Source organism: Pseudomonas sp. BJa5 (assembly GCF_030272875.2).
Taxonomy (GTDB): Bacteria; Pseudomonadota; Gammaproteobacteria; order Pseudomonadales; family Pseudomonadaceae; genus Aquipseudomonas.
In genome coordinates this window covers 115282-136600 of the sequence record NZ_JALRNG020000009.1, presented here as the reverse complement: position 1 = coordinate 136600, position 21319 = coordinate 115282, and the positions used below count along the sequence as shown (strand labels likewise).

General features: G+C 63.2%; 22 protein-coding genes. 8 read left to right on the top strand and 14 right to left on the bottom strand.

The annotated features are described in order from the left end of the window. Positions 1-3: 3 nt before the first annotated feature. The 8 genes from M2D63_RS07770 to M2D63_RS07735 form a co-directional block, all read right to left on the bottom strand. Entirely contained in the window at positions 4-525 is a 522-nt protein-coding gene (locus M2D63_RS07770) for a methylamine dehydrogenase light chain (protein ID WP_285862268.1), read from the bottom strand. Positions 526-540: 15 nt separating this feature from the next. Continuing rightward, the gene (mauD, locus tag M2D63_RS07765; RefSeq protein WP_285862267.1) at positions 541-1161 is read right to left on the bottom strand and encodes a methylamine dehydrogenase accessory protein MauD; all 621 of its coding nucleotides are present in this window, start codon (positions 1159-1161) and stop codon (positions 541-543) included. A 3-nt stretch (positions 1162-1164) separates the two neighbouring features. After that, positions 1165-1701: a MauE/DoxX family redox-associated membrane protein gene (locus tag M2D63_RS07760; RefSeq protein WP_285862266.1), complete on the bottom strand. Its 537-nt coding sequence runs from the start codon at positions 1699-1701 to the stop codon at positions 1165-1167. Between the two features lie 14 nt (positions 1702-1715). Then, positions 1716-2861 (bottom strand): amine dehydrogenase large subunit, encoded by a 1146-nt coding sequence (locus M2D63_RS07755; protein WP_285862265.1) that lies wholly within the window; start codon positions 2859-2861, stop codon positions 1716-1718. A 56-nt stretch (positions 2862-2917) separates the two neighbouring features. Then, the gene (moaE, locus tag M2D63_RS07750) at positions 2918-3394 is read right to left on the bottom strand and encodes a molybdopterin synthase catalytic subunit MoaE (protein WP_285862264.1); all 477 of its coding nucleotides are present in this window, start codon (positions 3392-3394) and stop codon (positions 2918-2920) included. A gap of 1 nt (position 3395) precedes the next feature. Next, the gene (locus tag M2D63_RS07745) at positions 3396-3647 is read right to left on the bottom strand and encodes a MoaD/ThiS family protein (RefSeq protein ID WP_285862263.1); all 252 of its coding nucleotides are present in this window, start codon (positions 3645-3647) and stop codon (positions 3396-3398) included. Continuing rightward, positions 3644-4147 (bottom strand): cyclic pyranopterin monophosphate synthase MoaC, encoded by a 504-nt coding sequence (gene moaC, locus M2D63_RS07740; RefSeq protein ID WP_285862262.1) that lies wholly within the window; start codon positions 4145-4147, stop codon positions 3644-3646. Before moaC ends, M2D63_RS07745 begins: the two co-directional genes overlap by 4 nt. A 186-nt stretch (positions 4148-4333) precedes the next feature. Further along, the gene (locus M2D63_RS07735) at positions 4334-5224 is read right to left on the bottom strand and encodes a LysR family transcriptional regulator (protein ID WP_285862261.1); all 891 of its coding nucleotides are present in this window, start codon (positions 5222-5224) and stop codon (positions 4334-4336) included. 298 nt (positions 5225-5522) lie between these two features. Between M2D63_RS07735 and moaB the strand changes: the two genes are divergently transcribed. Both moaB and glp read left to right on the top strand, forming a co-directional pair. Then, positions 5523-6062, top strand: a complete 540-nt coding sequence (gene moaB, locus M2D63_RS07730; RefSeq protein ID WP_285862260.1) for a molybdenum cofactor biosynthesis protein B — start codon at positions 5523-5525, stop codon at positions 6060-6062. Further along, positions 6059-7279 carry a gephyrin-like molybdotransferase Glp gene (gene glp, locus M2D63_RS07725; RefSeq protein ID WP_285862259.1) on the top strand — a complete coding sequence of 407 codons (1221 nt, stop codon included), beginning with the start codon at positions 6059-6061 and terminating at the stop codon, positions 7277-7279. The genes moaB and glp overlap by 4 nt, the downstream gene beginning before the upstream one ends. A gap of 816 nt (positions 7280-8095) precedes the next feature. On the opposite strand, the gene M2D63_RS07720 is transcribed toward glp, so the two are convergent. From M2D63_RS07720 to moaA, 3 genes are all read right to left on the bottom strand, one after another. Next, positions 8096-9466 carry an OprD family porin gene (locus tag M2D63_RS07720; RefSeq protein WP_285862258.1) on the bottom strand — a complete coding sequence of 457 codons (1371 nt, stop codon included), beginning with the start codon at positions 9464-9466 and terminating at the stop codon, positions 8096-8098. A 134-nt stretch (positions 9467-9600) separates the two neighbouring features. Further along, positions 9601-10500: a bestrophin family protein gene (locus tag M2D63_RS07715; protein ID WP_285862257.1), complete on the bottom strand. Its 900-nt coding sequence runs from the start codon at positions 10498-10500 to the stop codon at positions 9601-9603. A 9-nt stretch (positions 10501-10509) separates the two neighbouring features. Further along, positions 10510-11523 carry a GTP 3',8-cyclase MoaA gene (gene moaA, locus M2D63_RS07710; protein WP_285862256.1) on the bottom strand — a complete coding sequence of 338 codons (1014 nt, stop codon included), beginning with the start codon at positions 11521-11523 and terminating at the stop codon, positions 10510-10512. Between the two features lie 333 nt (positions 11524-11856). Here moaA and M2D63_RS07705 point away from each other — a divergent pair, with 333 nt between their 5' ends. The 3 genes from M2D63_RS07705 to cydB all read left to right on the top strand — a co-directional run bounded on the left by M2D63_RS07705 (position 11857) and on the right by cydB (position 16710). Then, positions 11857-14181: an FdhF/YdeP family oxidoreductase gene (locus tag M2D63_RS07705; protein ID WP_285862255.1), complete on the top strand. Its 2325-nt coding sequence runs from the start codon at positions 11857-11859 to the stop codon at positions 14179-14181. Between the two features lie 106 nt (positions 14182-14287). After that, positions 14288-15679: a cytochrome ubiquinol oxidase subunit I gene (locus tag M2D63_RS07700; protein ID WP_285862254.1), complete on the top strand. Its 1392-nt coding sequence runs from the start codon at positions 14288-14290 to the stop codon at positions 15677-15679. Between the two features lie 14 nt (positions 15680-15693). Further along, positions 15694-16710 (top strand): cytochrome d ubiquinol oxidase subunit II, encoded by a 1017-nt coding sequence (gene cydB, locus M2D63_RS07695; RefSeq protein WP_285862253.1) that lies wholly within the window; start codon positions 15694-15696, stop codon positions 16708-16710. 14 nt (positions 16711-16724) lie between these two features. Here the strand turns inward: cydB and ndhC are convergent, their stop codons facing one another. Then, a complete protein-coding gene (gene ndhC, locus M2D63_RS07690; protein ID WP_285862252.1) occupies positions 16725-17156 on the bottom strand; it encodes an NADH-quinone oxidoreductase subunit A in 432 nt (143 codons plus the stop codon). Positions 17157-17825: 669 nt separating this feature from the next. On the opposite strand from ndhC, the gene M2D63_RS07685 reads away from it, so the two are divergent. From M2D63_RS07685 to M2D63_RS07675, 3 genes are all read left to right on the top strand, one after another. Next, positions 17826-18443, top strand: a complete 618-nt coding sequence (locus tag M2D63_RS07685; RefSeq protein ID WP_285862286.1) for a hypothetical protein — start codon at positions 17826-17828, stop codon at positions 18441-18443. Between the two features lie 206 nt (positions 18444-18649). After that, the gene (locus tag M2D63_RS07680) at positions 18650-19084 is read left to right on the top strand and encodes a YeeE/YedE family protein (protein WP_285862251.1); all 435 of its coding nucleotides are present in this window, start codon (positions 18650-18652) and stop codon (positions 19082-19084) included. Positions 19085-19086: 2 nt separating this feature from the next. After that, positions 19087-19506, top strand: coding sequence for a DUF6691 family protein (locus M2D63_RS07675; protein ID WP_285862250.1), 420 nt, complete (start codon positions 19087-19089; stop codon positions 19504-19506). Here the strand turns inward: M2D63_RS07675 and M2D63_RS07670 are convergent. After that, positions 19475-19687, bottom strand: coding sequence for a hypothetical protein (locus M2D63_RS07670; protein ID WP_285862249.1), 213 nt, complete (start codon positions 19685-19687; stop codon positions 19475-19477). The two genes, M2D63_RS07675 and M2D63_RS07670, sit on opposite strands and share 32 nt — an antisense overlap. A 290-nt stretch (positions 19688-19977) precedes the next feature. Beyond that, the gene (locus M2D63_RS07665; RefSeq protein WP_285862248.1) at positions 19978-21051 is read right to left on the bottom strand and encodes an NAD(P)-dependent alcohol dehydrogenase; all 1074 of its coding nucleotides are present in this window, start codon (positions 21049-21051) and stop codon (positions 19978-19980) included. Positions 21052-21319: the final 268 nt, after the last annotated feature.

Here is a 21319-nt window from a genome sequence, read left to right as displayed (position 1 = left end):
GGCCTACACGGCCACGCCACGAATGACGGTGATCGTGCAGTTGTAGACCTTCGATTGCGCCCCCAGGCACCAGTTGATGTCGTTGTTGTTGAAGGGCCGGTAGAGTGGTTGCTCGTCGTCGTTACGGGTGCAGGTGCACTGCCCGCAGGCATGCTTACCACAGCAGTCGTTATAGGAAATGATGTAGTTCTTGCCATCGGCCGGGTTGCGGCAGGTGCCGATCCAGGTCACCAGCGAGACGTCCGTGCCCGGTGGGCAGGCGGTCACCGAACCGCCGCAGCACGAGCAGAGGAAGCCGTCGATGGAGCAATTGCGCCAGTAGTCGCAACGGGTCGGGTCGCCCGGGTCGCCCATCTTCGGCTGCTCGGACGCCAGCGCCCTGGCCGTGCGGTCAATCGGCAGCAGTACCGGCAGGGCAACCCCGACCACCAGGAACGAGCCCAGGCGTGCCAGCAGGTGTCGGCGTGAGGTGGTATCGGCGACATGACGCGTGGAACGTTCGAACAGTTTGTCGATGAAGTTCATGGTCATGCTCCACGGTCAAGGGTGGGCGCGGTGATTGCCAGGGTCGGCCACCGGCTGGCCGTGCAAGTAGTGCTGCAGGCTGGCGCTGCCCAGATGCCGGGTTTCCAGCAGGCTGTCCAGATGCTCGCGGGAGTTGACCAGGCCCTTGGCGCGCAGCACGCCGGCCGGGTCGACCAACACCGCGTAGGGCAGCTTGCCGATCTGGTAGGTCATGCCAATCTCGGGGCCGACCACGTAAGTGGCGTTGTGCAGTTGATGGGTTTCAATCAGGGTTTGCTGCTCGGCCATGTCGCCATCGCTGATGTAGATCACTTGCAGTTCACCGGCATTGTCCCTGGCAATGGATTTGACTGCCGGCAGCAAGGATTTGCACACCGGGCAGCCCGGCGCCAGGAAGAACAGCAGCTGGGCACGGTCGCTGCGATAACCGATAGTGACCGCACGTCCCTGGCGGTCGGCGGCGGTGACCCTCGGCGCAGGGTCGTTGACCGCCACGCCTTTGTCCACCATCAGGGCGCCAGCCGGCGCGATGCGGCCGTGCAGCACGCCGATCTGGCGGACCAGGGCCATGACGGTGAAGGCAACTGCGATCAGCAACAGCCAGAGCAGGATGTTCGAAGCAATGAGCAGTTCCATGGGCTAGCGTCCAGAAAAGTCAGCAAGGCGTGGCTGATTGGCGAGCAGGCCATCCACTGCCAGGTGGATCAGCAGCGCCACGGCGCTGGCAGCGATCACCACGAAAATATCCAGGGCATCCAGGACGCGCTCGCTGGCGGAGCTGGCCGCGACCACGGCGAGCAGGGCGATGACCAGGTTGCGTAACAGCAGCACCGGGCGCAGCGGTTGCCTGGCACCGGGGCCGGCGCAGCCACAGTCGATGCCGCGGCGGCCGCGCCACAGGTTCAGGCCGATGGCGCTGGCGTACAGCGCCATCAACAGGATTACACCGATCGCCGCCTGAGGGCGCCAGGCCCCCAGCACCAGGGCCGACGCCAGGGCCAGTTCGCTGATCGCCAGGATCGCGGTGGCGGCCGGTGCGAGGAACCCCGGCAGCAGCTCATAGGCGTGGACAATCCGGGTGAAACCCTGCCAGTCGCGCACTTTATGCCAGGCGGCGCCCGCGAGCAGCGCCGCCAGCACCGTGCTGCTGGCCGTCACGAGTACAGGATCGAGCATCCGCGGCCTCCCGCTTACCAGGGGCTGAGGGTCAGTATCGGGGTGTCGGCGATCTTGTCCATGGCACCGCTATGCTTGCCGGTGGTCAGATCGAAGAACTGCACGCCCCCTTCCAGGTCGGTACCCACAAGAATAGGCGCCTTGTCACTGCTCGCCTGCAGGCTCCAGACCGGCTTGGGCGATTCGAGCACGCCGACCTTCCTGCCGGTCTTCAGGTCGAAGGCCCAGATCGTGGTGCCGGGGTCTTCCCATTTGCCGTCGCTGTGCTGGTCGTGCATCAGTGCGTAGAGTCGGTCCAGTCTCGGGGCCAGGGCCAGGACCTGCCAGCCGCCGGGCGCCCAGCCTTGCTTGCGTTCTTGTTCGCTGACCAGCGACCAGGTGGGCAGGGGCGTGGTCTTGCCGTCGGCGAAGCTGACCGGAAGGATCTCGCCGTCGGTGCTGGTGAAGTAGTAGGTATCGCCATTGGCGATGGCGCGTTCATTCAGGCGCACCTTGTCGGGGTCGAAAAACGGCGTCCTGGTTCGGCCCGTTTCCTGGCCGTGGTCATCCAGGGTCACCACCTGCAACTGACCGTCACCACACAGCGAGGCAAAGCCGCGCGTGCCGACCGGGTAGTTGAGGACACAACCGCTGATGTCGATTTCCGCGGCGACGCTCCTGCTCTGGGTGTTGACCACCGTGACCGAGGTCGAGGGCGTCAGGTTGAAGATATAGGCCAGCTGGTTGTCGGCGCTGATCCCCAGCGCGTATTTCTCGGTCAGCACCGAAGCGCGTTTGCCGGGCAGCACCACCTCCCAGGTGGGGCGCAGGGTCTGGGTGTCCCAGGCGACCAGCACGTCCGTGCGCTCGCCGTAGGAGCCGCGGGAGTAGAACAGGTTGGCCGAGTACAGGGTCTTGTTGTCCGGGCTCAGGGCGGTGGGGGCGACAAAGGCGTTGGTGGTCATGCCCAGCATGCGCTTTTGCTTGGGATCGACCACCACCACGCGGCCGGCGATGGGGTTCTTGAAGTCCACGTCAAGAATGTAGACACGGTGCGGATCGGGCGGGAACGGCAGCACCGTCGCACCTATTTCATCGACGGGAAGGTCGGCCCGTACGCCACTGGTGGCCATGGCGAGTGCCAGGGCCGTGCAGATGCAATGCCTGTCTACGCGACGCATGGCGATCTCCGGCGTTGTTCTGATTATGCAGTGATAGCATCCCGCAGGCGCAGCTGCTACTGGCTGACCAGAAGCGCCGACGACAACCAGCGCGCCGCCGCCTGCACATCGCTCTCGCGGGCATCCACCCAGCGAGCACCGTCGCGGCTCTGCTCACGCTTCCAGAACGGCGCGCAGGTTTTCAACTGATCCATGATGTAGGCGCAGGCCTCGAACGCTTCCTGGCGGTGCAGGCTGGCGACGCCGACCAGCACGATCGGTTCCCCGGCGGCGATGCTGCCGACCCGGTGGACCACCTCGACATCGAGCAGCTGCCAGCGCTGGCGGGCGGCGGTGACGATGCTCTCCAGGCTCTTTTCGGTCATGCCGGGATAATGTTCGAGAAACAATTCGCTGACACCGGTGATCGTCAGCCCCAGGTCGCGCACGTAACCGGTAAAGGTCACCAGGGCGCCGAGGCCCCGGGCACGGGCGCGCAGTGCCTCGATCCGGCGGTTGCAGTCGAGCGCCTTGTGCTGGACGGTGATGGCCATGCTAGCCCCCGGTCACTGGCGGAAAGAAGGCGATGTCGTCGCCATCGCACAAGGGCTCGTCCAGCGAGCAGAGTTCCTGGTTGCGTGCGCACATCAGGTTGGCCTGGCCCAGGGTCTGCTCCCAGACTGCGCCGCGGCTGACCAGCAGCTCACGCAAGGCCCGCAGGTCGGTCAGGGTCGGCAGCCAGGGCAGCGACTCGCCCTCCAGGCCCAGTTGCTCGCGGTAGCGGGCGAAGTACTGCAGGCGAATCATGGCGTTTGCTCCAGCTGATAAAGTCCCGAGCGGCCGCCGGCTTTACGCAGCAGCCGCACCCAGTCGATCTGCATGCTGCGATCGACACCCTTGCACATGTCGTACAGCGTCAGCGCGGCGATGCTGGCGGCAGCCAGGGCCTCCATCTCCACCCCGGTGACGCCCTTGAGGCTGCAGGTGGCAACGATGCGTACCGAGTCCGGTGTCACCGCCTTCAACTCGACGCTGATGGCCGTCAGCAGCAGCGGATGGCACAGCGGGATCAGCTCATGGGTGCGCTTGGCCGCCATGATGCCGGCCACCCGCGCCACGGCGAACACGTCACCCTTGGGATGGCCACCGGCATTGATCAGGTTGAGCGTTTCCGGCTTCATCCTCACCCAGGCTTCGGCCATGGCCTCGCGACGGGTCTCGGACTTGTCGGTCACATCGACCATATGGGCATTGCCGCGACTGTCCAGATGGGTCAGGGCCGGTGCAGGTTCAAACGGTTGGTTCATTGACACTCCGTGGCAGCCTGGAAACAGACTGCCGAACGTTATTCAAGTTTAATGCTGTGCAACTACGGCGAGTAATTGCCGGCTACGAAGAACCCCAGGCGCGTCCAATCGCTTGCTTTGATCAGGCAATATGAGGTTTCAATCAGGGCGAAGTTGTTAGTGTCTCGAAGTTTAACTAAGGCGGTATTAACCTTGTTCGCCAAGCATGGCTTTCACTTCGGCAAAACACTTCTCCGCCAGTGCCGAACGCGGTTCGGTCCGGCGCAGCAGCAAGCCGATGGGGGCGTGTACGCTGGCACTGGAGATCGGCAGGATGCGGATGTGCTCGCTCAATTCTTCCAGGCCGTACTGCAGCGGCATGATCGCGCAGCACATGCCGGCGCACACGGCCTGGATCAGTTGGTAGGTGGAGTCGCTTTCCAGCACCGTCAGCGGGTTCAGGCCACGGCTGCGAAAGCTCAGGTCCACCGACTGGCGGTAATGCATGCCTTGCGACAGCAGCCCCAGGGGCAGTTCGCCGAGCGCTTCCCACGAAAGCTCCGGTTGCTCGAACTCAAAATGCCGGGTGTCGTACAGCAGGCCCATGCTGGTGGAACCCAGTTCGATCACATCGAAATAGGCGGTGTTGATCTGGTCCAGGTAGCAGATCCCCAGGTCGAGCTGGTTGCGGCTCAGGCCGTCGGTGACCTGCTCAGAGCTCAGGGAACTGAGCTGGAACTGCAGCTCCGGGTAGCGCTGGGCCAGCGGCTGGAGGAACTGCATGGGGTTGAAGCTCGACAGCGGCACCATGCCCACGCGCAGGCTCCCGACTATCTGCCCCCGGCAACTGGCGGCTTCGGCCTGCAGCCCGTCATAGGCGGCCAGCAGCGTGCGGGCCCAGCCCAGGATGCGCTCGCCGGCCTCGGTAAAGCCCTCGAAACGCTGGCCACGGGTCACCAGCACCAGGTTCAACTCATCTTCCAGGTTGCGCAGGCGCATCGACAGGGTCGGCTGGGTGATGTGGCACAGCGCGGCGGCCTGACCGAAATGACGGGTCTGGTCCAGCGCGATGAGGAATTTGAGCTGTTTGATATCCATGGCACGGCCTGGCTGAAGAAATGGAAGGCATAAACGGGCGTTTCAAGCATAGCGCGTGTCTTGGGCCATCGCCCTGACCGCTGAACTAGCCCATGAACTTGCAAGTTGCTGCACGTTATAGCGAAGTATTCCAGGCGTCCAATGGGTATTTATTAACGGATGATAGACGGGGTCGATAGCGGCACTTTCAACTGTCTCGATAGAGCGGTTCGATGGGGTGTTTGAAACTGTCGATTGGACGCGGATTTTAATTGTCTCTAGTTTCCCTGCAATTAACAGTCGCACAGCAGAGGTTTACATGAGCATCAAACTGGATGCGCTATTTGTTCCGCTGAACATCGCGGTTTTGACCGTCAGCGATACCAGAACCTTCGAGACCGATACCTCCGGCGAGCTGCTGGCCAGTCGTGCCGTGGAAATGGGCCATCGGCTGGTCGCCCGTACCTTACTCAAGGACGACCTGTACAAGATCCGCGCCCAGGTCGCGACCTGGATCGCCGACGAGCAGGTGCAGGTGGTGCTGATCACCGGCGGCACCGGGTTTACCGGGCGCGACAGCACCCCCGAGGCGGTGGCCTGTCTGCTGGACAAGCACATCGACGGCTTCGGTGAGTTGTTCCGCGCGCTGTCGATCCTGGATATCGGCACCTCGACGGTGCAGACCCGCGCCCTGGCCGGCATGGCCAACGGCACCCTGGTGTGTTGCCTGCCGGGCTCTACCGGCGCCTGTCGCACGGCCTGGGAAGGCATCCTCGTCGAGCAACTGGATGCGCGGCATCGGCCCTGCAACTTCGTCGCCCACCTCAAGCCCGGCAACGCCTGCGAGTCGCGTCAATGAAGGCCAGCCCCTTGCTCGCCGTGGACCAGGCGCTGGGCCAGTTGCTGCAGCTGGCGGCGCAGGCCCCGTTGGAGGCTGTGGATCAGGTGTGCCTGGAGGATGCCGATGGGCGCGTACTGGCCCATGACCTTGTGGCCAGGACCGATTCGCCGCCCTGGTCCAACAGCGCAATGGACGGTTATGCGTTCAGGCTGGCGGAGGCCGAGCGCGAGCCTTTGCCGGTATCACAGACAATTTTTGCAGGTACGTCCCCTGAACCACTGGCGCCGGGCACCTGTGCGCGGATCTTTACCGGCGCGCCGGTTCCGCAGGGCGCCGACTGTGTGCAGCTCCAGGAGAACTGCCGGGTTGATGCTGACGGTCGTGTGTCATCGACGGTGCCCCTGGTTTTTGGGGCGAACATCCGTGTACAGGGCGAGGAGATTGGCGTCGGCGCGCCGCTGCTTGCCGCTGGGACCGTGCTCGGGCCGGTGGCATTGGGCGTGCTGGCGGCGCAGGGGATAGACCGCGTCGCGGTGCTGCGCAAACCCCGGGTGGCACTGTTGTCGACCGGCAATGAGCTGGCGAAGGCAGGCGCGACGCTTGCGCCTGGGCAGATTCATGACAGCAACCGGATCGTGCTCAGGACGTTGTTGCGCCGGCTGGGCTGCGATGTCATCGACCTTGGTGCGGTCAGGGACGAGCTGCCGTTGGTTCGTGCGGTGCTCGATCAGGCCGCCGGTGCCGACCTGATCATCAGCAGCGGCGGTGTGTCGGTCGGTGATGCCGACTGTATCGGCAGCTTTTTGCGCGAAGGCGGGGAGGTGAAACTGTGGAAGCTGGCGATCAAGCCTGGCAAGCCGTTCACCTTTGGTTTGATCAACACTGTGCCGTTCATAGGCTTGCCGGGTAATCCCGGTTCCGCGCTGGTGACCTTTCTGTTGCTGGCCCGGCCTTACTTGCTGCGGCGGATGGGGGTGGAGCAGGTCGAACCCTTGCGTGTGCCTGTGGTTGCGGGGTTCGACTGGCCGAAGGCGGGCAATCGCCAGGAGTACCTGCGGGTGCGGGTCGAGCAGGGGCGCGCGGTGTTGCAGGCCAGCCAGAGTTCGGGGACTTTGCTCAGTGCCGTCGAGGCTGACGGTGTGCTCGAAGTGCCTCGCGGAAAGACCTTCAGATCCGGTGAGCGGCTCGATTTCATTTCCTTTGCCTGTTTGGTCAGTCCGGGTAGGTCTCATTGATCGGCCAGGGTTTGGCTTTGTGAGCTTATCCATTCGATGTGGCGAGGCTGCCGGCCCCTTCCGCCTTTACGGCGGCCTACTTTTCTCTTGGGAAAAGTAGGCAAAACCGCTTGCTCCTGCATCCGGCCCTGCGCTGCGCTCCGGGTCCCCTCGCTCCGGCGCCCTCCGGGGCCACGCGGCCTACGACTTGCTTCGCCAAGTCTACGGCTCGCGTTCTTCGGCTACGCCGAAGGTGCTGCGCACGCCCCTACAGGCACCTCCACTCGGCCTCCTGAAGTCGCATTCTGCGGCGCCTGAACTGACGTGCATGAAGAGCAAGAGCAAGAGCAAGAGCGGGCCGTTACGCACTTTGGCTTTGTGTATGGATCGGACACAGGGTGGACAGGTGTGCGGGGAGATGGTTGACACTTTTCGGCAGGTAAAGCTGCCGGAAATTCGAAATGCCCTGGAACGCGAGAGACGCCACGCCCTGCGGCGCCTGAAACAACGCGCATCAAAATCAAGAGCAAGAGTGGGAGCGGGCTTGCCCCGCGATGGCGTCAGCCTGGCTGCGCCAGACTCTGCTCTCGAAGATGCGTCAGTGCAGGCGCCGCCCGTAACTTCGCGACTTCAGGAGGACACCGTAGCGAGGGGACCCGGAGCGCAGCGTAGGGCCGTATGCAGGAGCGAGCGGTTTTGGTTCCTTTTGCCAAGACAAAAGGGACCCGCCGTAAGGGCGGAAGGGGCCGGCAGCCTCGCCACATCGAATGGATATGCTCGCATCCTCAGCAACCCAACCCAAGGTTCAAAGCCCCCTGGGTTTCGTGGAGAGATTGTTTACAGCAACGGCAGCGTATAACTGACGATCAGCCGGTTCTCATCCTGGTCACGCTGACTGGCAACCCCTGGCGTGGTATCCGCAGGCAGACCACTGCGCATACTGGTGTTCTTCCAGGTCAGCCCCAGCCCCTTGAATCCCCCCGAGGGGATCACGTAGCTCAGGGCCACATCGCGCTCCCACTCACCCCGATCCACACCACGCCCACTGATATCGTCGGCATTCAGGTACAGCAGGCTCAAGCCCAGCCCCGGAACGCCGGCAGCGGCAAAGTCGTAGGTGTAGCGAGCCAGCCAGGTGCGTTCACCGGCCCGGTTGAACTTGAGCAACTGCGCATCGGTGACCAGGTAGGTACTGGTGCCTTCGCCATCGCCACGATTGAGGTAGGGAAAGTCGCTCTGGCCCGTCAACACCTGATATCCCGCGCCCAGGCCATGGCCGTTCTGGCTATAGGTGAACATCCCGCTGTAGACGTTATTGTCCACCTCACCACGCTTGACGCCATTGCCGTAGTAACCGCTGCTCAGGTAACCGTCTGCACGGCCGGCACTGCTGGCGTTGTTGCCGTCCGCCGTGCTGATAAATACCCGGATATCGCTCTTGAGCGTGCCGCCCCCCAGCGGTTGGCTGTGCACCAGGCCGACGAAGTGCTGCTGGTAGAAGTTGTCCAGCTCACCGTAGTAGTACTGCAACAGCAGGTTCTTGGCGGTCTTGTAGTCGGCGCCGGCGAAGTAGAAGTGATTGCTGTCGCGCGCGCTCGCACTGCTGCCATTGGCGCCGGCGATGCTCAGGGCGCGCCAGTCCGTGGAGTTGCGCCCGCGGGTGTGCTCCAGCTGGCCCGCGGTCAGGCTCAGGTTGTCGATCTCGCCGGAGGTCACCTGCGAGCCCTGGTAGGTCAGGGGCAACAAGCGCGCATCGTTGTAGACCACCACCGGCAGTTTCGGCAGCAGGGTGCCATAACGCAGCTCGGTCTTCGACCACCGCGCCTTGGCGGTCAGGCCCAGGCTGCTGAAGTTGTCCGTGGCCGTGCCGTCATGCGCCAGCGGGAACACCGTGCCCGGCTGGCGTTCGATGCCCGGCTTGCCGGCCTTGCCGCCGCCGTCCAGGCGCACGCCGAGCAAGCCCAGGGCGTCCACGCCGAAACCGACCGTGCCCTGGGTGTAGCCGGAGGCATAGTTGAGCAGGAAGCCCTGTCCCCATTCGCTCTGCTTGCTGGGTGCGGCAGCACCATTGCGGTTGTCGGTGTCGATGTAGAAATTGCGCAGGGTCAGGCTGGCCTTGCTGTCGTCGATGAAGCCGGCGGCGCTGGCACAGGTGTGGGCCAGGCTCGCGCCCAGGGCGACGGCCAGGGACAGGGTGCAACGTTTCATGGGGACTGCTCCTTATGGATGACGCGGTGAAGCGGGCACGCGAAGGCGCGCGAGCGTTCGTTGCGCTCGCGGCGTGGGGGTGTCAGGTAAAGGGGGTGGGCAAGCGGTGCCTGAGGGGCCTCAGGCAATCTGGCTCAAGTCAGAATGAAGTCGACCGGTACCAGCGGCGAAGGCAGGTCGGTGTGGCCCAGCGCGCCGAGGATCTCGCGTTCGATGGTACGCACCATCGCATCGGTGGGCAGATCGTTCTCATCGCGACCGAACGGATCTTCCAGTTCGTCGCTGATCGCATCCAGCCCGAAAAAGGTGTAACTGACGATGGCGGTGAACAGCGGCGCCAGCCAGCCCAGCGGCTCGGCCATGGCAAAGGGCAGCAGTACGCAGAACATGTAGATGGTGCGGTGCAGCAGCAGGGTGTAAGGGAAGGGCAGCGGCGTGGCCTTGATCCGCTCGCACACCGCCTGGGCTTCGGACAGCCCCTTCAGGCGCTGCTCCAGGGTCACGTAACGCCATTCGCTGATCTGCTCGCTGCTGGCCAGCGCCGAACACTGCGCCCCGGCCAGTTGCAGGATACCGTCACTGACGTTCCAGGCCGGCAGGCTGTTGGCCTCTGGCAGCCATTGCCTGGCCGCCGCCACTTCGTCTTCGTTGCGCAGCCTTGCGTTGAGCGCATGGGCGTATCCGCACAAGCTCATCAACAGGGCGCTCCTGCGGCGTTTGTCGCTGATCACCACGCTTTCGCGAATGAACGAGCGCACCTCGATGATCACCTGGCCCCAGGCCTTGCGGCCCTCCCACCAGCGGTCGTAGCAGGCGTTGTTGCGAAAGCTCATGAAGATCGACAGGGAGATCCCGAGCAGGGTGAAGGGCGTGGCGTTGACCCGGGAAAAGAACGCCGGGTGCAGGTTCTCCAGCAACACGATCAGCGAAGCCAGCAGCGCGACCATCAGGGTACGCCGGGCCACGCGCTTGGCGATCGAGCCCTTGAGCGCGACCAGCACATTGAGCAGGTTGGGTTTGGGATGGACGACCATGGGCGTTCCTCAGCCTCCTGTCATGTTCATGAAGCGCAGGATCTGCACCTCGCCATCGACCTCGAAGTGATGGCGGTAGGGCTTGAGCGCCATGGCGCTGCGGATGGCCTTTTCCAGCCGCTCGCTGTCGCCCGGGTGGGCGCGCAGCACGTGCTTGAGGTCAGCGGAGTGCTCGTTGCCCAGGCACAACAGCAAGCGCCCCTCGACGGTCAGGCGCACGCGGTTGCAACTGCCGCAGAAGTTGTGGCTGTGAGGCGAGATAAAGCCCAGGCGGATGTGCGGCGCTTCGGCCAGGCGCCAGTAGCGCGACGGGCCCTGGGTCGATTCGGCCGACTCGATCAGGGTGAAATGCTCGGCGATCCGGGCGCGCACCTCATCGCTGGAGCAGTAGGATTCGCTGCGCTGGTGTTCGCTGATGATCCCCAGGGGCATTTCCTCGATGAAGCAGATGTCCAGCTCACGGTCGATGGCGAAGCGGATCAGGTCGATGACCTCGTGATCGTTGCGGCCCTTGAGCACCACGCAATTGAGCTTGGTGCGGCGAAAGCCGGCGGCCCGGGCGGCGTCGATGCCGGCGATGACCTGGGCCAGGTCGCCGGTGCGGGTCAGTTCCTTGAAGCGTTGGCTGTCGAGGCTGTCGAGGCTGATGTTCAGGCGCGACAGGCCGGCGTCGAACAGCGGCTTGGCCAGGCGCGTGAGCTGCGAGCCGTTGCTGGTCATGCACAGCTCGCGCAGGCCCGGCAGGGCGGCCAGCCGTGCGCAAAAATCGACGACGCCCCGGCGCACCAGCGGCTCGCCACCGGTCAGGCGGATCTTGCGGGTACCCATGGCGACGAAGCGCTCGGCGATCTGGTATTGCTCTTCCAGGGTCAGCAGACGCTGGCGCGGCAGGAATTGCATGTCTTCGGCCATGCAGTAAACGCAGCGAAAGTCGCAGCGGTCGGTAACCGACATGCGCAAATAATCGATTTTTCGACTGAACCCGTCGAGCAGTTCTGTATTGGCGTTATTCACGACTGCCATAACCTCTTAAACTGACTTTCGTCGATTTATCCACTGCATGAAAGGGGGAGTAACAACTCTGTTGGGCGAGGATAGGCAGGGGGCTGTTGCAGCGTCAAATTGCTTTTAGTGACCGGTTGATAAGAACGCTCTATCACCGCCTGGAGCCCTTGTGATTCGTGGCTTGCAGGCGTGATAGACGGTTCCGATCACCCTGTCATAACTTTCGATTGGACGCTGCCTGGGTCAAACAATAGGCTGCCGGCATTGCAAGACTTATGTGTCGATTAAAACAACTCGGCAATAACTTTCATAAGTTCTCTGCGTCCTGTGTGCCAATCGAGGAATACCCAGATGAGTGAAGAAGAGCATATTAAAAGCTATAACGCGCCGGCCGCCGGTTGGGGCGCACTTAAAAGTGTGACCAAGGCCTGGCTCGGCAGCGAGAACGCTTTCAAGAACCTTCGGATGATGCTCAAGACCAACCAGAACGGTGGCTTCGACTGCCCGGGTTGCGCCTGGGGGGAGTCACCTGAAAACGGCATGGTCAAGTTCTGCGAGAACGGCGCCAAGGCGGTCAACTGGGAAGCGAGCGGGCGTCTGGTCGACCCGGATTTCTTTGCCCGCTACAGCGTGTCGGCACTGGCCGGGCAAAGCGATTACTGGCTGGAGTACCAGGGCCGCCTGACCCACCCGATGCGCTATGACGCGGCCACCGACCACTATGTCGAAACCTCCTGGGAGGACGCCTTCGCGCTGGTGGCGCAGCACCTGAACAACCTCGAGTCGCCCGACCAGGCCGAGTTCTACACCTCGGGCCGGGCCAGCAACGAGGCGGCCTACCTGTACCAGTTGTTCGTGCGCGCCTTCGGCACCAACAACTTCCCCGACTGCTCGAACATGTGCCATGAGGCGAGCGGGGTAGGGATGTCGGAAACCCTGGGTGTCGGCAAAGGCACCGTGGTGTTTGACGACCTTGAACACGCCGACGCGATCTTCGTGATCGGCCAGAACCCCGGCACCAACCACCCGCGCATGCTCGAGCCGCTGCGCGAGGCGGTGCAGCGCGGTGCCCAGGTGGTCTGCTTCAACCCGCTCAAGGAGCGCGGCCTTGAGCGTTTCCAGCATCCGCAGCACCCGTTCGAGATGTTCAGCAACGGCTCCGAGCCGACCAACACTGCGTACTTCCGCCCGGCCCTGGGCGGCGACATGGCGGTGATGCGCGGCATCGCCAAGTTCTTGCTGAAGTGGGAGCGCGAGGCCCAGGCCAACGGCGAGCCGCCGGTGTTCGACCATGCCTTCATCGCCGAGCACACCAGCGGCCTGGACGCGTACCTGGCCGAAGTCGATGCCACCACCTGGGCGCATATCGTCGAGCAGTCGGGCCTGAGCCTGGCTGAGCTTGAGCTGGCCGCGCGCATGTACCGGCGCGCCGAGCGGGTGATCATGTGCTGGGCCATGGGCGTGACCCAGCACCGCCATTCGGTGCCGACCGTGCAGGAAATCGTCAACCTGCAACTGCTGCGCGGCAACGTCGGCAAGCCAGGCGCCGGGCTGTCGCCGGTACGCGGCCACAGCAACGTGCAGGGCGACCGCACCATGGGTATCGACGAGCACCCACCGACCTGGTTCCTCGACGCCCTGGAAAAGCGCTTTGCCTTCAAGGTGCCGCGCCTGCACGGGCATAACGCCGTACTGGCGATCCAGGCCATGGAAGAACACCGCGCCAAGGTGTTTATCGCCCTGGGCGGCAACTTCGCCCAGGCCACGCCCGATACCCCACGCACCCATGCCGCGCTGCGCAACTGCGAGCTGACCGTGCACATCGCCACCAAGCTCAACCGCTCTCACCTGGTGACCGGCCGCGATGCGCTGATCCTGCCGTGCCTGGGCCGCACCGAGATCGACGTGCAGGCCGAGGGGCCGCAAGGCGTGACCGTGGAAGACACCTTCAGCATGGTGCATATCTCCTTCGGCCAGCTCAAGCCGCGCTCGCCGCTGCTGCGTTCCGAGCCTTCGATCATCGCCGGCATGGCCAAGGCCACCCTGGGCAATCGCCCGATCGACTGGGACTGGGTGGTGGCCGATTATGGCCGTATCCGCGACCTGATCGCCGATACCATTCCCGGCTTTGCCGACTTCAACACCCGGCTGCAACATCCCGGTGGTTTCCACCTGGGCAACACGGCGGCCACCCGGGAGTGGAAAACCGCGACCGGCAAGGCCCAATTCACGCCCAGCGCCTTGCCTGCCCAGCTGGTGAATGAAACCGTGCTGGCCCGTGGCGAAAAACCGGACCTGATCCTGCAGACCCTGCGTTCGCACGATCAGTACAACACCACGCTGTACGGCCTGGACGACCGCTACCGTGGGGTGTTCGGCCTGCGCGAGGTGGTGTTCGCCAACGAGGCGGACATTCGCCGCCTGGACCTTGAACCCGGCGACAAGGTCGACATGGTCTCGCTCTGGGAGGACGGTCGCGAGCGGCGCGTGTCGGGCTTTACCCTGGTGGCCTACGACATCCCGGCGGGGCAGGCGGCGGCCTACTACCCGGAGACCAACCCGTTGGTGCCGCTGGAAAGCTATGGCGACCGGACGTACACGCCAACGTCGAAGTTCATCGCCATCAAACTGGAGAAGGCACGGGCGGATAACCGTATCCACACCGTCGCAGGTTAAGCCTCACTCTCCTGATCCCATCGACAGTACTTCCCTGCATCGGGTGCAGGCCGCGCGTGGCGGTCGCACCTGCAGTGGACGGCTGTCCGTCTAGAAGGACATCCTCATGGCAACGCTCGGCGCGTTGGACCTGGCGCGGCTTCAGTTCGCGTTCACGGTCTCGTTCCACATCATCTTCCCGGCCATCACCATTGGCCTGGCCAGCTTCCTGGCCGTGCTCGAAGGCTGCTGGCTGAAAACCGACAACCCGGTGTACCGGGACCTCTATCACTTCTGGTCGAAAATCTTCGCCGTCAACTTCGGCATGGGCGTGGTCTCCGGCCTGGTCATGGCCTACGAGTTCGGCACCAACTGGGCGCGGTTCTCCGACTTCGCCGGCGCCGTGACCGGGCCCTTGCTCACCTATGAGGTGCTCACCGCGTTCTTCCTGGAAGCGGGCTTCCTCGGCGTCATGTTGTTCGGCTGGGGCCGGGTAGGGCGCCGCTTGCACTTCTTCGCCACGATCATGGTCGCCATCGGCACGCTGATCTCGATGTTCTGGATCCTCTCGTCCAACAGCTGGATGCAGACGCCCCAGGGCATCGAGATCATCGATGGCCGCGTGGCGCCGGTGGACTGGTTCAAGATTGTCTTCAACCCGTCGTTCCCCTATCGCCTGGCGCACATGGCACTGGCGGCGTTCCTGTCCACGGCGTTCTTCGTCGGCGCCTCGGCGGCCTGGCACCTGTTGCGCGGTCGCAACACGCCGCAGGTACGCAAAATGCTGTCGATGGCCATGTGGATGATCCTGGTCGCCACCCCGGTGCAGGTGGTGGTGGGTGACGCCCACGGCCTGAACACCCTGGAACACCAGCCGGCGAAGATCGCCGCCATCGAAGGGCACTGGGACAACAAGCCGGGCGAAGCTTCGCCGCTGGTGCTGTTCGGCCTGCCCGACATGGACGCCGAGACCACCCGCTACAGCCTGGAAGTGCCCTACCTGGGCAGCCTGATCCTGACCCACAGCCTGGACAAGCAGATCCCGGCGCTCAAGAGCTTCGCCAAACAAGACCGCCCCAACTCCACCATTATCTTCTGGAGCTTCCGGGTCATGGCGGGCCTTGGCATGCTGATGATGGCCTGTGCGCTGCTGGCCCTGGTGCTGCGTCGCAACGGCGCGCTGTACCGCAACCGGGCGTTCCTGTGGCTGGCCCTGCTGATGGGACCCTCGGGCCTGGTGGCCTTGCTGGCGGGCTGGTTCACCACTGAAGTCGGGCGCCAGCCGTGGGTGGTCTACGGCATGTTGCGCACCACCGAGGCGGCCTCCAACCACAATGCCGTGCAGATGAGCGTCACCCTGGCGCTGTTCGTGCTGATCTATTTCTCGGTGTTCACCGTCGGTATCGGCTACATGATGCGCCTGGTGCGCAAAGGCCCGGGCGCCCATGAGCCGCACCCGTCCCCGGAGCTACCGGACAATCACGCCACCGCACGCCGGCCGCTGTCGGCCGCCGACTGAGAAGGAGTCGAACTATGGGTATTCAAGGTATCGACCTGTCGGTCATCTGGGGCGTCATCATCGCCTTCGGGTTGATGATGTATGTGATCATGGATGGCTTCGACCTGGGGCTGGGCATTCTCTTCCCGCTGATCAGCGACTCCAGCGAGCGCGATGTGATGATGAACACCGTGGCGCCGGTGTGGGATGGCAACGAGACCTGGGCCGTGCTCGGCGCGGCGGCGCTGTTCGGTGCGTTCCCGCTGGCCTACTCGGTGATTCTCGAAGCGCTGTACCTGCCGTTGGTGCTGGTACTGGCCGGCTTGATCTTTCGCGGTGTGGCCTTCGAGTTCCGCTTCAAGGCACACCCGAGCAAACGCCACTGGTGGGACAAGGCGTTCATCGGCGGCTCGGTGCTGGCCACCTTCTTCCAGGGCGTGGCCATTGGCACCTACATCAGCGGCATTCCGGTAGAGAACCGTCAGTTCGCCGGCGGTGCCCTGGACTGGTTGTCACCGTTCCCGCTGTTCTGCGGCGTGGGCCTGATCCTCACCTATGCACTGCTGGGCAGCACCTGGTTGCTGATCAAGACCGACGGCATGCTCGAATCGCGCATGCGTCACTACAGCCGGCCGTTGACCTACCTGCTGGCGATCGTGATTGCGCTGATCTTCGCCTGGACCGCCTGGCTGCATGACGACATCGCCCAGCGCTGGTTCGCCGGCAGCCACTGGGTCCGCTCCGCGCTGATCGCAGTGCTGGCGCTGCTGGCCGTGGTGGTGATCCAGAAGACCCTGCGCAAGCGCCATTCGCACCTGCCGTTCATGGCGGTGGTGGGGCTGGTGTTCCTCGGCTACCTGGGCCTGGCGATCAGTATCTGGCCGAACATCGTGCCGCCTGCGGTGAGCATCTGGGACGCCGCCTCGCCGCTGTCGAGCCAACTGTTTGCGCTGATCGGGGCGCTGTTCATCATCCCGATCATCCTGGTGTACACCTTCTGGAGCTATCACGTGTTCCGCGGCAAGGTGCAGGTGGGGGATGCCTATCACTGATCGTTGATCGCGGATCAATCGCTGGACGCGGGGAGGCCTTGGGCTTGAGTGCTCGAGGCCTTCTTGCGTTGGTTTACCGAGACGCCACCGTTGAGGGCGCCCATGGCCCCTTCGTAGATCAAACCGACCAGCAGAATGGCGATAAAGATCGCCGCACCGATAAAGCCTGCCCATCCGGTTTCACGGACTGACACGGCGTAAACGAACAGAAACAGCGCTTCGGCTTCGAAAATCACGAAGAGGATGGCAACCAGATAAAAGTTTGCAGAGAAGCGCAGGCGCGCACCTCCGGTAGGCAGCATGCCCGACTCGAAGGGCTGGTTCTTGCTGCGTCCCCAGGCGCGTCCGCCGAGGAACTTTGAAACGCCGAGCATGATCACGCAGATCGACACGACGCCGACCAGGAAGGCGCCCAATGCCCAGTTATGGGAAATCGTAGAGGCCACTGTCTACTTCCTCGGAAGTTCAGGGCCGTCCCTGTTGAAAAGAAGAACCGTGACTGGGGTCGTCCCCAGGCAGGTGGAGCTAGGCTGAAACCGCGCGCAAGGCTATCACCGGGATGCATATCGTGCGAAATGCAATTGTGTCTAATTGGTTCCGGGGGCACGGGCCTCATCGCGGGCTACGCCCGCTCCCACAAACAGTCACCCGTGTCGCCGCTGCCGCAGTGCCCGCTTGCCGGTTCAGGTCGCCGTGGCTAGTAGACTTAGGTCGAGAACCCACTACCGCCCGTCGGTGATGGCACATAAAAATGAACGATCAAACACTACGGGCCTCTTATCTTCCAGCAGGCCGGTACTCAGTGATCGCGCCGTGCACTCCCCAGTAAAAAAATGGACGTTCAACCTCATCTGCATGGTAGGGCATGCACATGGGGATTTTTTTTATCTGAAATCCGGAGTAATGACATGCCCCCATCAATGATTCGCCCAGCGAGTCGCTGCGTCCTCGTCATGCCAGATTAATGATCTGGTCTGTTTATCTGAGCTTGATCCTGTAGTTGCGACCAAGGCCTTCGTGCGCCGGTTGCATGGTCATTCAGCAGTAATGCATCACGTGGAGAAGTCGTCGTGGAGATTAATACAATTATCAGCCTGTTCGGGCAGAAAGAATCCATGGAACTTATGCGTCTGGCGGTTATTTATATCCATTTGCTGGCCTGTTGTGTCGCCATCGGCCTGGTGTTTGCCAGCGATGCGGCAATGGTCAAGGACTTATTGAAAGGTGGAGTATCGAGCGGGCACGATAATGAACACATGGCAAGTTTGCAGAAGTCTGTTGCCAATGCACTTTTATTTTTATGGTTGACCGGTGCCGCAATTATCGGCATCGACTATATCGAAAAAGGCATGACCTATTTTAATAACCCAAAACTTCACGCCAAAGTCATTATTGTCTTGTTGCTGACCTTCAACGGCATGTTGTTGCATCGCTATGTATTGCCTGCCTTGATGAAGGCCGGGTCGCTGCTCGATCTCAAGGTCGGTGTACGCATGTTTGCCCTGTTCGCCGGCGCACTGTCGGGTGTGTCCTGGTTGTATGCCGCCATGCTGGGTGTCGGCCGGCCACTGGCCTGGAAGTATTCGCTCACCGAGTTGCTGCTGGCATACCCGTTGTTGATCGTGCTCGGCTTCGCGCTGATGGTGGCCCTGACCCAGTGGGCACGCGGCCGACGCATGAGCGTGGCGGCTCAGCCGGGCCCATGGATGCTTGCGGGTATTCATGCACGCTGAACGAGTGAAAGACCGGAAAAGGCAGTGAACCTGCCCAACGTCAGCCCCCTCCTGGTGAGGGGGCTTTTGTTTGGGCATTCCCGGAACTGCGCTCGCTACCCTCTGTAGGAGCGGGCTTGTCCCGCGATATAGTGTGCAATCGCGGGGCAAGCCCGCTCCTACAACACAAGCTACCCGGACCCGCTGTTTTCTGCAAAGGAGTTGAAATGACGATCGACTGGCCCAGCTTCACCCCCTGGTCGGCCTTGTTCGGCGGTGTGCTGATCGGGCTTGCCGCGAGCTTGTTCGCGCTAATGAATGGTCGTATCGCCGGCATCAGCGGCCTGCTCGGCAGTGTGCTGCAAAAGGCGGGTGAGGGCAGAGGGGAGAAAGGGCTGTTTCTCCTGGGCGTGCTGGTCGCGCCACTGCTGTGGTGGTTGTTCGCCGGGGCGCCGGTCGTGCAGTTCCAGACCGGTTGGCCGGGGATGCTCGTGGCCGGTCTGCTGGTGGGCGTGGGGACCCGCTACGCCGCCGGCTGCACCAGTGGCCACGGTGTCTGCGGGCTGGCGCGCCTGTCGCCGCGCTCGCTGGTGGCAACCCTGTGCTTCATGAGCACGGGCTTTGCCGTGGTGTACATCATCCGCCACCTGCTGGGAGCCTGAAGATGCGAGGGCTATCGGCTTTGATCTGCGGCGTGGTGTTTGGCCTCGGCCTGTTGTTGGCGGGCATGGTCAACCCGACCAAGGTCCTCGGTTTTCTCGACCTGGCCGGGCACTGGGACCCCTCGCTCGGGCTGGTGATGGTGGGGGCTATCGGCGCGGCCTTGCTGCCCATGCGCTGGAGCAGCAAACGCACACGTTCGATGCTTGGCTTGCCGATGCGCCTGCCCACGGCGCGGGCACTGGATCGCCGCCTGGTGGGTGGCAGCCTGGTGTTCGGTGTCGGCTGGGGCATTGCCGGTGTCTGCCCCGGGCCAGCAGTCGCCCTGGTGTTGAGCGGCCACTGGCAGATACTGGTATTCGTATTCGCGATGCTGGCGGGAATGGCGATCTTCAACCTGCTGGAAAGCCGGCGTGCCCGCTGACGGGTAGCGGCCAACGCGTCCTGTCCTGCATCGGCGCGAATGAGTGCGGGGCGCTGATCCGGGCGTTGAGGCGATCGACGAAGGCCGATGCTTCGTCAAGGCTGCGAAAGCTCACCATCCATACATCCAGGTGAACCCACCAACGATCCTGACGTGGGTGATCTTCAATGTAGACGTTCATTTGACGCAACTCCTGGTCGATGCCCGGGTGTGCGCTGGGCGCGGGGAGGGAGACGGCAATTTCGCAACGCCGAAGCGCAACCCGCCCCTTGGCAAGGCAGGCCCACTTCGCGGCGCAACAGGCACTCGAGGTCCGGAGCGCGTTGGCGCCGCCTGCGGCCAAATAGGCCAGGCAGGCGCGCCAGGATTGACAACAAGCGTATGGTGAACATGTGACGCGCTCCACATTCGATCGAATCAGCAACGGCGTCCATGCCACCCGGTGTGCAAACCGCCCGAAGCCAGTGCCGCTCAGGGCGTAATCGCGACCTTCATCACACCGTCGCGTTGATGCGCAAACAGCTCGTAGGCGGCCTCGATGTCGTCGAGCTTGAACCGGTGCGTCACCAGCGGCCCGAGGTCGATGCGCTCGTTGGCGATCACTTCCATCAGCCGGCGCATGCGCTCCTTGCCGCCGGGGCACAGGGTGGTGACGATGTTGTAGTCGCCCAGGCCCGCCGCGAAGGCATCGAAGGGAATGCGCAGGTCCGAGGCGTAGACGCCGAGACTGGACAAGGTGCCGCCCGGGCGCAGGACCCGCAGCGCAGATTCAAAGGTCGCCTGGGTGCCGAGCGCTTCGATCGCCACATCCACCCCGCGGCCGTTGGTAATCGCCATGATCTGCTCGACGACATTGCCCTGGGTGTAGTCGACGAGGTGGGTGGCGCCGAGCTTTCGGGCCACCGTCATGCGCGCATTGACGCTGTCGACGCCGATGATCATGCCCGCACCTTTGAGGCGGGCACCGGCGACCGCACACAGGCCAATGGGCCCGAGCGCGAAGACCACCACCGTATCGCCGATCTTCACATCGCCGCGCTCCGCGCCGGAGAACCCGGTGGACATGATGTCCGGGCACATCAGCACCTGTTCGTCGGTCAGGTGATCGGGGATCAACGCCAGGTTGGCCATGGCATCCGGCACGCGGACGTACTCGGCCTGGCAGCCATCGATGGTGTTGCCGAACTTCCAGCCTCCGGCCGCCTTGAAGCCATGCAGGGCGCCGGGCCCGTCCTGGGAGGCGCAGCCACACAGGCAGGCGTTGCTGTAGCCGCTGGGGGTGATCGCACCGGCGATGACCCGTTGTCCTTCGCTGAAGCCTTTGACCTGGGCGCCGAGCTTTTCAATGATGCCGACCGGCTCATGGCCGATGGTCAAGCCTTTGGCGACAGGGTATTCACCCCGCAGGATGTGCACGTCGGTGCCGCAGATGGTCGTGGTGGTGAGTCGCACCAGGGCATCGGCAGGGCCTATGTCCGGAATCGGCTTTTCGTCCAGCACTATCCTGTTCTTTTCCACAAAAATTGCAGCTTTCATGGTCGCCATGGCATCGATTCCCTTTTTCGGATTGCGGCATTCACCTTTGCTTAGCGTGCGCTGAAAATCATCGAATCAATTGACCCGGATCAAGGATCCACCCCGGTTCCCGGTCGTGCGCTTACCGTGCGTCGGAGCACACCGATGGTCATCGGATTCAGCCGAACGGTGCCTGGTTTTGCCGGGCTTTGCAGTCGATCTTGATGCAGGTCAACTACACAGCGTAGGACAGATGCACGATGGTGCGTACCTACTCATCGCTCAGTGCGAGGTGTGT

Coding starts and splice junctions, on each gene's coding strand:
- M2D63_RS07755 (WP_285862265.1), bottom strand. CDS start 2,861: ATGCGTCGCGTAGACAGGCATTGCATCTGCACGGCCCTGGCACTCGCC.
- moaA (WP_285862256.1), bottom strand. CDS start 11,523: ATGGCAGTCGTGAATAACGCCAATACAGAACTGCTCGACGGGTTCAGT.
- M2D63_RS07715 (WP_285862257.1), bottom strand. CDS start 10,500: ATGGTCGTCCATCCCAAACCCAACCTGCTCAATGTGCTGGTCGCGCTC.
- M2D63_RS07675 (WP_285862250.1), top strand. CDS start 19,087: ATGCGAGGGCTATCGGCTTTGATCTGCGGCGTGGTGTTTGGCCTCGGC.
- M2D63_RS07760 (WP_285862266.1), bottom strand. CDS start 1,701: ATGCTCGATCCTGTACTCGTGACGGCCAGCAGCACGGTGCTGGCGGCG.
- M2D63_RS07720 (WP_285862258.1), bottom strand. CDS start 9,466: ATGAAACGTTGCACCCTGTCCCTGGCCGTCGCCCTGGGCGCGAGCCTG.
- M2D63_RS07770 (WP_285862268.1), bottom strand. CDS start 525: ATGAACTTCATCGACAAACTGTTCGAACGTTCCACGCGTCATGTCGCC.
- M2D63_RS07700 (WP_285862254.1), top strand. CDS start 14,288: ATGGCAACGCTCGGCGCGTTGGACCTGGCGCGGCTTCAGTTCGCGTTC.
- M2D63_RS07680 (WP_285862251.1), top strand. CDS start 18,650: ATGACGATCGACTGGCCCAGCTTCACCCCCTGGTCGGCCTTGTTCGGC.
- moaC (WP_285862262.1), bottom strand. CDS start 4,147: ATGAACCAACCGTTTGAACCTGCACCGGCCCTGACCCATCTGGACAGT.
- M2D63_RS07670 (WP_285862249.1), bottom strand. CDS start 19,687: ATGAACGTCTACATTGAAGATCACCCACGTCAGGATCGTTGGTGGGTT.
- moaB (WP_285862260.1), top strand. CDS start 5,523: ATGAGCATCAAACTGGATGCGCTATTTGTTCCGCTGAACATCGCGGTT.
- glp (WP_285862259.1), top strand. CDS start 6,059: ATGAAGGCCAGCCCCTTGCTCGCCGTGGACCAGGCGCTGGGCCAGTTG.
- M2D63_RS07685 (WP_285862286.1), top strand. CDS start 17,826: ATGGAACTTATGCGTCTGGCGGTTATTTATATCCATTTGCTGGCCTGT.
- M2D63_RS07705 (WP_285862255.1), top strand. CDS start 11,857: ATGAGTGAAGAAGAGCATATTAAAAGCTATAACGCGCCGGCCGCCGGT.
- mauD (WP_285862267.1), bottom strand. CDS start 1,161: ATGGAACTGCTCATTGCTTCGAACATCCTGCTCTGGCTGTTGCTGATC.
- M2D63_RS07665 (WP_285862248.1), bottom strand. CDS start 21,051: ATGGCGACCATGAAAGCTGCAATTTTTGTGGAAAAGAACAGGATAGTG.
- cydB (WP_285862253.1), top strand. CDS start 15,694: ATGGGTATTCAAGGTATCGACCTGTCGGTCATCTGGGGCGTCATCATC.
- M2D63_RS07745 (WP_285862263.1), bottom strand. CDS start 3,647: ATGATTCGCCTGCAGTACTTCGCCCGCTACCGCGAGCAACTGGGCCTG.
- M2D63_RS07735 (WP_285862261.1), bottom strand. CDS start 5,224: ATGGATATCAAACAGCTCAAATTCCTCATCGCGCTGGACCAGACCCGT.
- moaE (WP_285862264.1), bottom strand. CDS start 3,394: ATGGCCATCACCGTCCAGCACAAGGCGCTCGACTGCAACCGCCGGATC.